This is a genomic window from Rubrivivax sp. A210 (genome assembly GCF_904426505.1).
In the GTDB taxonomy this organism is placed as follows: Bacteria; Pseudomonadota; Gammaproteobacteria; order Burkholderiales; family Burkholderiaceae_C; genus Rubrivivax.
Genome location: NZ_CAJGBN010000067.1, coordinates 63,675 through 76,101, shown reverse-complemented (window position 1 = coordinate 76,101; position 12,427 = coordinate 63,675). Strand labels below are relative to the sequence as shown.

Below are 12,427 nucleotides of genomic sequence, written 5' to 3'. Positions count from 1 at the left end.
CCGCACATGAACCCGCTCCTCGCCCGCCTCAACGCCTGGTTCGGCTCCGGCTCGGGCCCGCAGGCCGCCGCCATCAAGGCCCTGGTGCTGCCGGGCTTCGTGGTGATGATGCTGGCGATGATGGTGCTGCCGCTGCCGGCCTTCGTGCTGGACCTGCTGTTCACCTTCAATATCGCGCTGGCGCTCACCGTGATGATGGTCAGCGCCCAGATGGTCAAGCCGCTGGACTTTGCGGCCCTGCCCACGGTGCTGCTGGTGACGACGCTGCTGCGCCTGTCGCTCAACGTCGCCTCCACCCGCGTCGTGCTGCTCGAGGGCCACACCGGCCCGGGCGCGGCCGGCAAGGTGATCGAGGCCTTCGGCCACTTCCTGATCGGCGGCAACTTCGCCGTCGGCCTGATCGTCTTCGCCATCCTGGTGGTCATCAACTTCGTCGTCGTCACCAAGGGTGCCGAGCGCATCGCCGAGGTCGGCGCGCGCTTCGCGCTGGATGCGATGCCGGGCAAGCAGATGGCCATCGACGCCGACCTCAACGCCGGCCTCATCGACGAGAAGGAGGCGCGCCGGCGCCGCCTGGAAGTGGCCGAGGAGGCCGACTTCTTCGGCAGCATGGACGGCGCCAGCAAGTTCGTGCGCGGCGACGCGATGGCCGGCTTGCTGATCCTCTTCATCACCATCACCGGCGGCTTCATCATCGGCGTGGCCATGCATGGCATGGACGCCGCGGGCGCCGCCTCGTCCTATGTGACGCTGGCCGTGGGCGACGCCCTGGTGGCGCAGATCCCGGCGCTGCTGATCTCGGTGGCCTCGGCCATGGTGGTGTCGCGCGTGGGCAAGGAGCAGGACATCGGCACGCAGATCCGCGGCCAGGTCTTCGACTCGCCGCAGGCGCTGTCGGTGGCCGCCGGCGTGGTGGCGCTGCTGGGCCTGGTGCCGGGCATGCCGCACCTGGTCTTCCTCATCGTCGCCAGCGGCCTGGGCCTGCTGGCCTGGCAGCTGATGCGCCAGAAGAAGCGTGCGGTCGAGGCTGCCGACCGGCCGCTGGGCACCGAGGTGCAGCCGGCCAATCCCGAGGCGAGCTGGGACGACCTCACGCCGGTGGACACGCTGGGCCTGGAGGTCGGCTACCGCCTCATCACCCTGGTCGACAAGTCGCGTGCCGCGGCCGGCGGCGACCTGCTCGGGCGCATCAAGGGCGTGCGCAAGAAGTTCGCGCAAGATGTCGGCTTCCTGCCGCCTCCGGTACACATCCGCGACAACCTCGTCGAGCTGCACCCCAACGCCTACCGCGTCACGCTGCGCGGGGCGGTGGTGGCCGAGTGCGAGGCCCAGCCCGGCATGCTGCTGGCCATCAACCCGGGCGGCGCCATGCAGCAGCTGCCGGGCACCAAGACCACCGATCCCGCCTTCGGCCTGCCCGCCTGGTGGATCGAGGAACGTCACCGCGAGATGGCCCAAATGGCCGGCTTTACGGTGGTTGATTGCGCCACCGTCATCGCGACCCATCTTTCACACTTGATGCAGGTGAATGCGGCAAGGCTGCTGGGCCGCGTGGAAACCCAGGCGCTCGTCGAGCATGTCACCAAGCTGGCTCCCAAACTGATCGAAGACGTGGTCCCCAAGATGGTCGGTATTGCCACTCTGCAGCGTGTGCTGCAACTCCTCCTGGAAGAGGGTGTGCATATCCGCGACATGCGCTCGATCATCGAATGCCTGGCCGAGTACGCCGCCACCGTGACCGATCCGGGCGAGCTGGCCCGCCGCATCCGCACGCATCTGGCGCCGACCATCGTGCAGCAGATCTACGGCTCGGTGAAGGAGCTGGACGTGATCGCGCTCGACCCCGAACTCGAACGCCTGGTGACGCAGGCGCTCAACTCGCCGCACGGCGCCGCACTCGATCCCGGCGTGGCCGACCAGCTCACGCGCAGCGCCGCCGAGTCGGCCCGCCGCCAGGAAGACCTGGGCCTGCCGGCCTGCCTGCTGGTGCCCGACATGATCCGCGCGCCGCTGTCGCGCCTGCTGCGCCGCTCGGCGCCGCGCCTGAAGGTGCTGGGCCACAGCGAGATCCCGGAAACCCATTCGATCCGCATCGGTTCGATCATCGGAGCAAGCGCATGACGACCTCCATCCACTCCGCCAGCCGGCTAGAGGCCGACGCCAGCCACCGGGAGGCCGCATGAACCTCAAGCGCTTCACCGCGCGCACTTCGCGCGATGCCCTGGCCCTGGTGCGCCAGGCCTTCGGCGACGACGCCGTCGTGATGTCGACCCGCCCCTGCGCCGAGGGCGTGGAGGTGCTGGCGATGGCGCCCGAGAGCGTGGCCCAGATCGAGCGCTTTGGCGCCTCGCAGCCGCTGGCCCGGCCGGCCGCGCCGGCCGCCGATGCGCGCCCGGCGCCGCGGCCCGAGCCGCGCCAGGCCGCCCGCGCTGACACGCTGCCGGAGCCGCGCAACCTGCCGCGCACCGAGCCTCGCAATGACGGCCGCCAGCCGGCCCGCGCCGAGGTCCGCCAGGAGCCGGCGCTGGACGCCGATGTCGCGCAGGACATCGAGCAGCTGCAGATGAGCACGCTGTCGTTCCAGGACTATGTGCGCCAGCGCATGCTCAAGCGCCGCGAGGCCGCCCGCGCGGCCGAGCTGGCTGCCGATGCCGCCGGTGAGCCCGAGGCACAGCGCCCGCTGCCCCCGGGCGTGGCCCCCATCGAGGCCGCGCGCAGCCGCTACGCCGCGGCGCGCCAGGCCACGCGGCCGTCGGCCAGCGAAGCGGTGAGCGAGGCCTTGCGCGAGGTGCCGGTGTTGCGCGACGAGGTCTGCATGCCCGTGCCCCAGCCGCAACCCCAGCCCAAGCCCGTGGCGACGCTGGCGGCCGTGCCCACGCTGGCGCCGCGCACCGGCCAGGGCGAAATGCTGAGCGAGTTGCGCTCCATGCGGGGCCTCATCGAGCAGCGCTTCGGCGCGCTCGCATTCATGGAAAAGCTGCAGCGCCAGCCGCGCCAGGCCCAGCTGGCCCAGCGCCTGCTGGAGATCGGCTTCTCGCCGGCGCTGATCCGCAAGCTGGTCGAGAGCCTGCCGGCCGACACCGAGGAGATGCAGTGGGCCGGCAGCGTGCTCGAGCGCAACCTCGTCACCGGCGAGCGCGACGCCACGCTGGAAGACGAGGGCGGCATCTTCGCCCTCATCGGCGCCACCGGCGTCGGCAAGACCACCAGCACGGCCAAGCTGGCTGCGGCCTTTGCCACCCGCCACGGCGCGGCCAACCTGGGTCTGATCACGCTGGACGCCTACCGCGTGGCCGCCCATGAGCAACTGCGCACCTATGGCCGCATCCTCGGCGTGCCGGTACACACGGCGCACGACCGCGCCTCACTGGAAGACCTGCTGGATCTGCTTTCGGCCAAGCGCATGGTGCTCATCGACACCGCCGGCATGGCGCAGCGCGACACGCGCACGCGTGAACTGCTGGAAATGCTGTCGCACCGCGCCATCCGCCGCCTGCTGGTGGTCAACGCCTCGGCCCAGGGCGAAACCATCGAAGACCAGCTGGGTGCCTACGGTGGTTCGAGCTGCCACGGCGTCGTGCTGTCCAAGCTCGACGAGGCCGTCAAGCTGGGCCCGGCGCTGGATTCGATGATCCGCCACCGCCTCAAGGTGCTGGCCGTGGCCAATGGCCAGCGTGTGCCCGAGGACTGGCATCGCCTGTCGGCCAATGCCCTGGTGCAGCGCGCCTTCAAGTGCGGCGGCGGCCCGGCCTGGCGGCTGGATGCCGGCGATGTGAACCTGATCTTCGCCGGCCTGCCCGGTGTTGCCGGTGCGGCCACTGCCGCCGCCGCCTTCTGAGACCGAGCAGAGAGCTATCACCCCGCACATGCAATCCGCCGGCCACGATTTCTACGACAGTCCGCGCCCCGTTCCGCAGGACCAGGCCGACGGCCTGCGCCGCCTGTTCGGCGGCCGCCGCCGCCACGTCCTGCCCCTGGTGGCCAATCCGCATGTGGCCTTCAGCGGCCTCGTGCTCGACCGCCTGGCCGCGGTGTTTGCGGCCAATGGGCGCGAGGTGCTGGTGGTCGATGCCGGCGCGCTCTCGCCGCCGCCGCACGAGCTGGCAACGGTGGAGCTTTCGGCCTGCGTCGAACGCCTGTCGCCGCGCGTGAGCTACCTGCCGGCGCGTGGCCTGCCGACGCTGCACGTCGACACCCGCGGCGCTGCCGGCGGCTTCATCGAGGCCGTGCTGCAGGCCGCGCCCCAGGCCGAGATCGTGCTGCTGCACGCCGAGGGCCAGGATCTGGCGCGCATCTTCAAGGGCCGCGCCGCGCGCCCCTTGCTGATCGGCGCCGACCACCCCGAGAGCATCAAGCACGCCTACGCCAATCTCAAGCTGCTGGCGCGGCGCTGCGATCTGCTCACCTTCGACTTGTTGCTGGCCGCCTCGACGCTGTCGCCCCGCGCCGCCGCCATTGGCGCCAGCCTGGCCGACTGCGCCGACCGCTTTGCCGGCGCCATGCTGCTGCACACCGCCCTGATCGACCCCGCCGACGATCCGGGCCTGGCGCCCGACGCGGCGCTTTCCGCCCTGCTGGCGGCGCAGCTGTCGCTGGACGACAGCCCGCCGCTGCCGGCGGCGCCACCGGCTTACATGCTGCCGCGTGCCGCCACCCAGTTCTCGAACCGCCCCGCTCATCCGTAGAGGCCGCACGATGTATACCGCCAAGGGAAAACTCGATTCCGGGGACTTGCTCAAGCAATACAGCCCCCTGGTGCGCCGCCTCGCTCACCAGATGATCGCCAAGCTGCCGGCCAACGTCGAGCTGGACGATCTCATTCAGGTCGGCATGATCGGCCTGTCGGACGCGCTCTCGCGCTTCGACGCCAGCCAGGGCGTGCAGTTCGAGACCTTCGCCACCCAGCGCATCCGCGGCGCCATGCTCGACGAGCTGCGCGGCAACGACTGGATGAGCCGCGGCGACCGCCGCCACCAGCGCAGCATCGAGGCCGCCGTCCACAAGCTCGAGCAGCGCCACGGCCGCGCGCCCAGCGAGGGCGAGATCGCACGCGAGATGGGCCTGTCGCTGACCGAGTACCAGGAGCTGCTGGGCAAGGTGCGCGGCACGCAGCTGATCTATCTCGAGGACATGGGCGGCGACGACGGCGACGACGACTACCTGGACCGCCATGTCGTCGACGAGGCCTCCAACCCGATTGCGCGGTTGCAGGACCAGCGCATGCGCCAGGCCCTGGTCGAGGCCATCAAGAACCTGCCCGAGCGCGAGCAGTACGTGATGAGCATGTACTACGAGCACGACATGAACCTCAAGGAAATTGCCGCCGTGCTGGGCGTCACCGAGAGCCGGGTCTGCCAGCTGCACAGCCAGTCCATCGCCCGTCTGCGCACGCGCCTGCGCGAGTGGTAGGGTAGGCGGGCCCGCGGTGCTGCGCGCTGCGAGAGGCACCGCCCCGGGCTGAGGGCAGAATCGGCGCGCCGCAATCCGGCGCTGGAACCGACCTCCCCCATGAAGCCGAGCCTGACCGCTGCGCGGTCACTGATCACCTGCCTGCTGCTGCCGACGCTGGCCGGCATCGCATCGGCGCAAGGCGCCAGGCCCGGGGCCGAGACGCCGCAGTCGCGCTGCGCCGCGGCCAATCGCGAGGCCGTGGCCGATCTCGCCACGGCGCTGGAGGCGGCGCGCGGGCGCAACCGGCTCAACCCCATGCTGATGTCGCGCCTGCTGGCGGTCGAAGCCCAGCTGGAGAGCTTTCGTGCCGCGCTGCCGCGCGACGGCCGCAAGCTCAAGGACTGCGAGCTGCTGGCGCAGAACATCGCCGCCGAGCAGGAGCGCCTGGCGCGCCTGGCCGGCCCCGACCCGCAGGTGGCGGACTGCATGGCCGCCAACCAGGCCGCTCTTGCCCGGGCACGCCATTCGCTGGCGGCCCAGGCCGGCCTGCCCGAGGCTGCGCGTGCCACGCTGCAGGCCCGCTACGAGGCCCTGGCTCCACTGATGGCACACGAGGGCCAGACGCTGCAGGACTGCAGGCAGGCCGCCACGACGCTGGCCGACGAAGAGCGCCAGGTCCAGACCCAGGTCCAGGCCCAGTTCGCCGCTGTGCAGGCTGCCGCGGCAAAGGCAGGCACGGCGGCACGCGACAGCGCCGCGCTGGAGGCCTGCCGCACCACCAACCAGGCCGCCTATGACGAGGCCTTGCTGGCCTGGCGTGACGGCGCCAGCGTGCTGGGTGGGGCAGCCGGCGTCCAGGACTACGACGCCGCCATGCTGCGCCTGGGCCGCCTGCGTGACGGCTTGGCCCGCAGCAGCGCCACCTTGGCCGACTGCCAGGCGCAGGCGCGCGCCATCGCGCAGGAACGCGAGCGCGCGCCGCGGCCCCAGGCGGCGGCGCTGTCGGTGGCCCAGGTGCTGGCGGCACCGCCCACCCTGGCGCGGCTGCCGGCGCGGGCTTCGCCGGCTTCGGCACCGGTTGCCGCACGGGCTGCGGCGCCGGTTGCGGTGCCCGCAACCGCACCCATTTCCGCACCTGCACCTGCACCTGCACCTGCACCTGCACCTGCACCTGCACCTGCACCCGTTTCCGCGGCTGCCACCGCGCCCGCATCGGCCGCCTCTTCTGCGCCGGCAGTGCCCGGGTCAGCGGCACGGGCCGCTGCGCCTGCTGCCGCGCCGGCCGCATCGGCAGCCACGGCCCTCGTCGAGGACGACGACTGCCGCGAACCTCTGGTCAAGGACTACAACGAACTGGTGCAGCGCTTCACCCGCGCGCTGCAGCTGCCGAAGATGGACGAAACGGTGCGCGCACCCTTGCGCGCGCTGGGCGAGCGCCTGAACGCGCTGCACAACGGCCTGGCCGCGACGACCGGCACCGATTGCCCGGCCACGGCCAGGGCGCTGGAACGCGCGACGGCCGATCTGCAGCGAATACCGGGGTTGCCGAAGTAGGCGAGAGGAGGATGCACCGCCCCGAGCGCAGGCGCCGCCTGCGACTCTAGGCGAGCAGCGAGCCGCCCGGCAACGCGCTGCGCGCAGTTTCGCCGGCGGCGTTGTAGAGGGAGGGGCCGCCCACGCGGGGGATCAGCACGTCGATGGCGCGGTCGAGCGAGGCGGTGGCGCGGGCCAGGGCCTCGCGCTGCGCGGCCACCTGTCCGCCGCAGGCGGCCAGGCGCTGGCGCAGCACAGGGGGCACGCCGCCACTGCGCGCGGCGCGACCGAAGCGGTCCACGGCCGCGGCCAGGGCCTGGTGGAGCTCGGTGGCGGCGCGGTCCAGGGCCAGGCTGTCCTGGCTTTGCAGCGCCACGCTGAGGGCTTGAAGCCGCTCTTCGACCAGTTGCAACGGGGTCTCGAGCTCGGCCGCCTGGGCCTGCAAGAGACGCGGTTCGGTCATGACGCCCATGCCTGCTGCTGCCTCAGCTGAATTGGCGACCCAACAGTTCCTGGGCGTTGAGGATGAGCTTGTCGGCGATGGCTTCCGGATTGACCTTGAACTGGCCATCGCGTATGGCCTGGGCGATGCGGTCGACCTTGGCGCTGTCAAAGGTGGGGTCGGCGGCCATCCCCGACATCAGGGACGCCGCTGGCGACAAATCGACCTTGGCACTGGCTTCGGCTTCAACGGCGGCGGGCTGGCCCTTGCGTTCGGCGGTTGCCGGGGGCGCGACGGGCTTGGCATCGAGAGGACCGATCTTCATGATGAACTCCTGTCAGGAGCACGGTTTGTGTGCTGACCCAACGACATGGATGCTCTATCGACCTTCCAGCGCCGGAACTTTAGGGCGGTATAGCCTGTTTTTTTGGCCTTGACCCGCCTGGATGAGGGGGTGGGGGTAAGCAGGGGCTTCACAGCGGCACTTCGATGCGGTGGTCGCCTACCGGCCGCCCCACCAACACGCGCCCCGACTCGGTGCGCACGCGCGCAGGCTGGCCTTCGATGCCGGGCGTCAGCGCCTGGCCTTCGGCCGCTATGGTGAAGCCGCTGCCCAGGCCCACCACGCGCACGGTGGCGCCGAGTGCAAACCACAGCCGCGGCTGCAGATCGTTGCTGCGCGGCGCGGCGCCGGCGGCCAGCGGGTGCAGCAGCACACGGTCCTGCAGCGGCGCGGCCTCGGTGTGGGGCGGCAGGGCGGCGGCGGCCCAGTCGACCTCGGCCCGCGCGAGCTGGGCGGCATCGAGCCGGGCGCCGGCCGGCAGTGCCGCGGTGGTGACCACGGCCGGGGCCCAGACCTGTACCGTGACCGGCAGATAGACATTCCAGGCCACCGCGCCCTGGCCGCAGCGCAGGCCGACGCGGCTGCGCCCCCAGGCGGCCACGCCGGCGGGCAGGTAGACATCGACGCGCTCGCAGGGCGCCAGGCGCAGGCGCGGGTCCAACGGGCCCGGCAGGGCCTGGATGCGGGCCCCGGCCGGTGCCAGCGCGCGTGCCGCCTGGGTGGCGAGTTCGAGCGCCCGCACCAGGGCCGCGGGCGGCAGCTGGGCTGCGGCCCGTGCTGCCGGTGCGGCCAGGGCCAGCCCGGCCAGCAGGGCGAGGGGTGCCATTGCGAGGCGGATCGTCACAGCAGGAACTGTAGGCAGGCCGGGCCTGGTGCGGGGGCGCGATTTGACGCGCCAAGGCCCGGCTTTTCGGGCTCATGTTCGCCAGGGCGGCGCCCAGAATCGGCAGCCAGACCCCCTGCGCCTGCCGGCCCGAAACGGAGCGCCGCCATGATCAACCGCCTCACCGATGCATTGGACTTCCACAGCCAGGCCCTGGTGCTGCGGGCCGAGCGCCAGCGCCTCATCGCCGGCAATATCGCCAACGCCGACACCCCCGGCTTCAAGGCGCGTGATTTCGATTTCGCCAGCGCCTTGCGCAATGCCACCGGCAGCGCCGAGGCCGGCCAGGGCATCGCGCGCAACATCATGACGCCCGGCGGCCGCGAAGCGCCCGCGCTGCGCTACGCGGTGCCGGCGCAGACCAATCTCGACAGCAACAGCGTCGACATGGACCGCGAGCGCGCCGCCTTCGGCGACAACGCGGTGCGCTACCAGGCCACGCTGCAATTCATCAACAGCTCGGTGCGCACCACGCTCGAGGCGATGAAGAGTTTCCACCAGGGCTAGCGCAGGAGCAGGCACATGAGCATGTTCAGCATCTTCGACGTCGCCGGCAGCGCCATCAGCGCGCAAAGCCAGCGCCTCAACGTGGTGGCCTCCAACCTGGCCAATGCCGACACCGTGGCCGGCCCTGACGGCAGCGCCTACCGTGCGCGCCAGGTCGTGTTCCAGACCGCGCTGATGGGCCCGGCCGGCATGCGCGATACCGCCGCCGGCGTGCAGGTATCGACCATCTCCGAGGACGCCTCGCCCGGCCGCCGCGTCCACGACCCCAAGCACCCCAGCGCCGACCCCGAAGGCTATGTCACCTACAGCAATGTCAATCCGGTGGAGGAGATGGTCAACATGATCTCGGCCTCGCGCTCCTACCAGAACAACATCGAGGTCATGAACACCGCGCGCACGCTGCTGCTCAAGACCCTGCAGATCGGCCAGGTCTGATGCGCCGGCCCCCCTCACTCCACGAAAGCCCGCCATGAGCGCCGTCGACACCTTTGCCGCCATCAACACGGCCAACGCCACCGCCACCAGCGCCACCGGCAGCAGCGCCAGCAGTTCGGCGGCGATGGCCAAGACGGCCGCCGACAGCGCCGACCGCTTCCTCAAGCTGCTGGTGACGCAGATGCAGAACCAGGACCCGCTGAACCCGATGGACAACGCCCAGGTCACCAGCCAGATGGCGCAGATCAGCACCGTCAGCGGCATCGAGAAGCTCAACAACTCGGTGGCCGGCCTCGACGGCCAGTTCGTCAAGATGCAGGCGCTGCAGGGTGCGGCGATGGTGGGCCGCGACGTCACGCTGCAGGGCAACCGCCTGGACATCGCCGACGGCCAGGGTACGGGTGGCTTCGATCTCGCCAGCCCCGCCGACAAGGTGACGGTGGAAATCCTCAATGGCGCCGGCCGCGTCGTCGACACGCTGCAACTCGGCGCCGCGACCGTGGGCCGCCACGAGTTCACCTGGCCTGCCAGCAGCGCCACCGCCGCCGAGGACTATCGCTTCCGCGTCAGCGCCAGCAACGCCGGGTCCAAGCTCACACCGACGGCACTGATGCGCGACCGCGTGCTGGCCGTCGACCTCGGGGGCGAGGGGCTGGAACTGCAGACCGCGCACAGCGGCAGCATCGCCTACAGCGCCATCAAGTCCCTCAACTGAGTCCTTCAACCGAACCCGTCACCGCACAGGACAACACCATGAGCTTCCAGCAAGCCGTCTCCGGGCTGAACGCCACCAGCCGCAATCTCGATGTCATCGGCAACAACATCGCCAATGCCAGCACGATAGGCGCCAAGTCCTCGCGCGTGGAGTTCGCCGACATGTATGCCACCGCCATGGCCGGCAGCAAGCAGCCTGGCGTGGGTGTCACCGTGGCCGCGGTGGCGCAGAGCTTCAGCCAGGGAAGCATCAGCAGCACCAGCAACCCGCTGGACCTGGCCATCAGCGGCGAGGGCTTCTTCCAGGTCAAGACCTCCGACGCGGTCCACTACACGCGCAACGGCCAGTTCAAGCTCGACGCCAAGGGCTACATCGTCAACAACCAGAACCACAAGCTGATGGGCTATCCGCCCAATGTGACGGGCGACAGCGTGCTCACCGGCAACGCCCAGGAACTGCAGCTCAGCAGCAGCGCCATTCCGCCCGAACAGACGCAGAACGTGACCGTCAACGCCAACCTCGACTCGCGCAACCCCACCATCTCGGCCACCTTCGACCCGCTCAAGTCCGAGACCTATTCCAGCGCGACCTCGGTCAACGCCTACGACATCAACGGCAAGCGCATCCAGCTCACGCTGTACTTCCAGAAGGCGCCGACGCCGGCGTCGACGAATGCCGGCGACACCGACTGGTGGAACGTCTATGCCAAGGCCAACGACACCGTCATCACCGACGGCAGCGGCGCACCGCTGAGCCTCATGACGATGACCTTCGACGCCAAGGGCCTGGCGCCCACCGGGCCCGTCATGGCCACGGTGGGCGGCGTGGCCAACAGCGCCAACAGGGTCGCTACGATGGACCTCGACATCCCGCCATCGACCGGCGCCGACGGCGGCACCCAGGCCGTGCAGGGCGTGGTGCTCGACCTCGCGTCCTTCAGCCAGTTCGCCAGCACCTTCGGCGTCACCAAGCTTGACGCCGATGGCTATGCCGCGGGTGCGCTGACCAACGTGGTGGTCGAGTCCACCGGCACCATCAAGGCCAATTTCACCAACGGCAAGCAGCGCACCATCGGCCAGATCGAACTGGCCACCTTCCAGAACCGCAATGGCCTGCAAGCCTTGGGCGGCAACGAGTGGCAGAGCAGCACCGAGGCCGGCTCGGCGGTGACCGGCGTGCCCGGCAGCGGCAACCTGGGCGCGCTGCAGACCAGCTCGCTGGAGGAATCGAACGTCGACCTCACCTCCGAGCTCGTCAGCATGATGATCGCGCAGCGCACCTACCAGGCCAATGCCCAGACCATCAAGACGCAGGACCAGGTACTGCAGACCCTGGTGAACATGCGCTGATCCCGCCACCCGACTGAGCCCGCACCATGGACCGCCTCATCTACCTGTCGATGTCCGGCGCCAAGGCCACGCTGCAGCGCCAGGACACGCTGGCCAACAACCTGGCCAATGCCTCGACCAACGGCTTCCGCGCCGAGATGCAGGCTTTTCGCGCGGTGCCGGTGCGCGGCGACGGTGCCAGCACGCGCGTCTTTGCGCTCGAGTCGACGGTGGGCGCCGACATGCGCGCCGGCCCCATGGCGAGCACCGGGCGCTCGCTCGACGTGGCGATGCAGGGCAATGCCTGGCTGGCCGTGCAGGCGCTCGATGGCGCCGAGGCCTACACCCGAGCCGGCGCGCTGGAAGTCAATGCCGAGGGCCAGCTCGTCACGCCCGCGGGCCTGCCGGTGCTGGGCGACGGCGGCCCCATCACGCTGCCGGCCAATGCCGTGGTCGAGATCGCCACCGACGGCAGCATCACCACCACGGTGGCCGGCGCGCGGCCACAGCAGGCCGGCAAGCTCAAGCTGGTCGAGCCCGAGACGCCGCTCTCACGCGGCACCGACGGCCTCTTCCGCGCCGCCGATGGCGGCGACCTGCAGCCCGCGCCCGCTGCGCGGCTGCTCAGCGGCACGCTCGAGGGATCGAACGTGAGCGCGGTCGAGACCATGATCGCGATGATTGCCGCGGCGCGCCAGTTCGAGCAGCAGATCAAGATGCTGCAGGGCGCCGAGCAGCGCGACCAGGGCGCGGCGCGCCTGCTTTCGGCGCAATAGCGCGGGGCCTCGCGGGCCCCCGGTTCCCAGGCCTCGGAGATGGGGCCGCACGGGGCCTCTTATCGAGCGCTAAC

The 12,427-nt window shown here is 70.7% G+C and carries 13 protein-coding genes; 10 read left to right on the top strand and 3 right to left on the bottom strand.

Translation table 11 applies throughout. The features are described from left to right. The first annotated feature begins 6 nt into the window (after positions 1 to 6). The 5 genes from flhA (at position 7) to JMV16_RS21510 (ending at position 6,945) form a co-directional block, all read left to right on the top strand. Positions 7 to 2,121, top strand: a complete 2,115-nt coding sequence (gene flhA / locus JMV16_RS21530; protein WP_201496373.1) for a flagellar biosynthesis protein FlhA — start codon at positions 7 to 9, stop codon at positions 2,119 to 2,121. Between the two features lie 58 nt (positions 2,122 to 2,179). Continuing rightward, entirely contained in the window at positions 2,180 to 3,838 is a 1,659-nt protein-coding gene (gene flhF / locus JMV16_RS21525; protein WP_201496372.1) for a flagellar biosynthesis protein FlhF, read from the top strand. 28 nt (positions 3,839 to 3,866) lie between these two features. Then, entirely contained in the window at positions 3,867 to 4,685 is an 819-nt protein-coding gene (locus tag JMV16_RS21520; RefSeq protein WP_201496371.1) for a flagellar biosynthesis protein, read from the top strand. Between the two features lie 10 nt (positions 4,686 to 4,695). Further along, positions 4,696 to 5,409 carry an RNA polymerase sigma factor FliA gene (locus JMV16_RS21515; RefSeq protein WP_201496370.1) on the top strand — a complete coding sequence of 238 codons (714 nt, stop codon included), beginning with the start codon at positions 4,696 to 4,698 and terminating at the stop codon, positions 5,407 to 5,409. A 99-nt stretch (positions 5,410 to 5,508) separates the two neighbouring features. Continuing rightward, the gene (locus JMV16_RS21510; RefSeq protein ID WP_201496369.1) at positions 5,509 to 6,945 is read left to right on the top strand and encodes a hypothetical protein; all 1,437 of its coding nucleotides are present in this window, start codon (positions 5,509 to 5,511) and stop codon (positions 6,943 to 6,945) included. Between the two features lie 46 nt (positions 6,946 to 6,991). Here the strand turns inward: JMV16_RS21510 and JMV16_RS21505 are convergent, their stop codons facing one another. The 3 genes from JMV16_RS21505 to flgA all read right to left on the bottom strand — a co-directional run bounded on the left by JMV16_RS21505 (position 6,992) and on the right by flgA (position 8,535). Beyond that, positions 6,992 to 7,387, bottom strand: coding sequence for a hypothetical protein (locus tag JMV16_RS21505; RefSeq protein ID WP_236580647.1), 396 nt, complete (start codon positions 7,385 to 7,387; stop codon positions 6,992 to 6,994). Positions 7,388 to 7,409: 22 nt separating this feature from the next. Continuing rightward, positions 7,410 to 7,691 (bottom strand): flagellar biosynthesis anti-sigma factor FlgM, encoded by a 282-nt coding sequence (flgM, locus tag JMV16_RS21500; RefSeq protein WP_201496367.1) that lies wholly within the window; start codon positions 7,689 to 7,691, stop codon positions 7,410 to 7,412. A 148-nt stretch (positions 7,692 to 7,839) separates the two neighbouring features. Continuing rightward, the gene (gene flgA / locus JMV16_RS21495; RefSeq protein WP_201496366.1) at positions 7,840 to 8,535 is read right to left on the bottom strand and encodes a flagellar basal body P-ring formation chaperone FlgA; all 696 of its coding nucleotides are present in this window, start codon (positions 8,533 to 8,535) and stop codon (positions 7,840 to 7,842) included. A 165-nt stretch (positions 8,536 to 8,700) separates the two neighbouring features. On the opposite strand from flgA, the gene flgB reads away from it, so the two are divergent. From flgB to flgF, 5 genes are read left to right on the top strand one after another with little or no spacing between them, the layout of a single operon-like run. Next, the gene (gene flgB / locus JMV16_RS21490; protein WP_201496365.1) at positions 8,701 to 9,099 is read left to right on the top strand and encodes a flagellar basal body rod protein FlgB; all 399 of its coding nucleotides are present in this window, start codon (positions 8,701 to 8,703) and stop codon (positions 9,097 to 9,099) included. A 15-nt stretch (positions 9,100 to 9,114) separates the two neighbouring features. After that, positions 9,115 to 9,534 (top strand): flagellar basal body rod protein FlgC, encoded by a 420-nt coding sequence (gene flgC / locus JMV16_RS21485; protein ID WP_201496364.1) that lies wholly within the window; start codon positions 9,115 to 9,117, stop codon positions 9,532 to 9,534. A gap of 34 nt (positions 9,535 to 9,568) precedes the next feature. After that, positions 9,569 to 10,249 carry a flagellar hook assembly protein FlgD gene (locus tag JMV16_RS21480; protein WP_201496363.1) on the top strand — a complete coding sequence of 227 codons (681 nt, stop codon included), beginning with the start codon at positions 9,569 to 9,571 and terminating at the stop codon, positions 10,247 to 10,249. 38 nt (positions 10,250 to 10,287) lie between these two features. Further along, positions 10,288 to 11,598: a flagellar hook protein FlgE gene (gene flgE, locus JMV16_RS21475; protein WP_201496362.1), complete on the top strand. Its 1,311-nt coding sequence runs from the start codon at positions 10,288 to 10,290 to the stop codon at positions 11,596 to 11,598. Between the two features lie 26 nt (positions 11,599 to 11,624). After that, complete coding sequence (flgF, locus tag JMV16_RS21470) at positions 11,625 to 12,353, top strand: flagellar basal-body rod protein FlgF (RefSeq protein WP_201496361.1); 729 nt, start codon at positions 11,625 to 11,627, stop codon at positions 12,351 to 12,353. The last annotated feature ends 74 nt before the right edge of the window (positions 12,354 to 12,427 follow it).

What these genes read in the sequence shown, in the direction of transcription:
- JMV16_RS21515 (WP_201496370.1), top strand. Translation starts at nt 4,696, where the DNA reads ATGTATACCGCCAAGGGAAAACTCGATTCCGGGGACTTGCTCAAGCAA.
- flgA (WP_201496366.1), bottom strand. Translation starts at nt 8,535, where the DNA reads ATGGCACCCCTCGCCCTGCTGGCCGGGCTGGCCCTGGCCGCACCGGCA.
- flgC (WP_201496364.1), top strand. Translation starts at nt 9,115, where the DNA reads ATGAGCATGTTCAGCATCTTCGACGTCGCCGGCAGCGCCATCAGCGCG.
- flgF (WP_201496361.1), top strand. Translation starts at nt 11,625, where the DNA reads ATGGACCGCCTCATCTACCTGTCGATGTCCGGCGCCAAGGCCACGCTG.
- flgB (WP_201496365.1), top strand. Translation starts at nt 8,701, where the DNA reads ATGATCAACCGCCTCACCGATGCATTGGACTTCCACAGCCAGGCCCTG.
- flhF (WP_201496372.1), top strand. Translation starts at nt 2,180, where the DNA reads ATGAACCTCAAGCGCTTCACCGCGCGCACTTCGCGCGATGCCCTGGCC.
- JMV16_RS21505 (WP_236580647.1), bottom strand. Translation starts at nt 7,387, where the DNA reads ATGACCGAACCGCGTCTCTTGCAGGCCCAGGCGGCCGAGCTCGAGACC.
- flgE (WP_201496362.1), top strand. Translation starts at nt 10,288, where the DNA reads ATGAGCTTCCAGCAAGCCGTCTCCGGGCTGAACGCCACCAGCCGCAAT.
- JMV16_RS21480 (WP_201496363.1), top strand. Translation starts at nt 9,569, where the DNA reads ATGAGCGCCGTCGACACCTTTGCCGCCATCAACACGGCCAACGCCACC.
- JMV16_RS21520 (WP_201496371.1), top strand. Translation starts at nt 3,867, where the DNA reads ATGCAATCCGCCGGCCACGATTTCTACGACAGTCCGCGCCCCGTTCCG.
- flhA (WP_201496373.1), top strand. Translation starts at nt 7, where the DNA reads ATGAACCCGCTCCTCGCCCGCCTCAACGCCTGGTTCGGCTCCGGCTCG.
- flgM (WP_201496367.1), bottom strand. Translation starts at nt 7,691, where the DNA reads ATGAAGATCGGTCCTCTCGATGCCAAGCCCGTCGCGCCCCCGGCAACC.
- JMV16_RS21510 (WP_201496369.1), top strand. Translation starts at nt 5,509, where the DNA reads ATGAAGCCGAGCCTGACCGCTGCGCGGTCACTGATCACCTGCCTGCTG.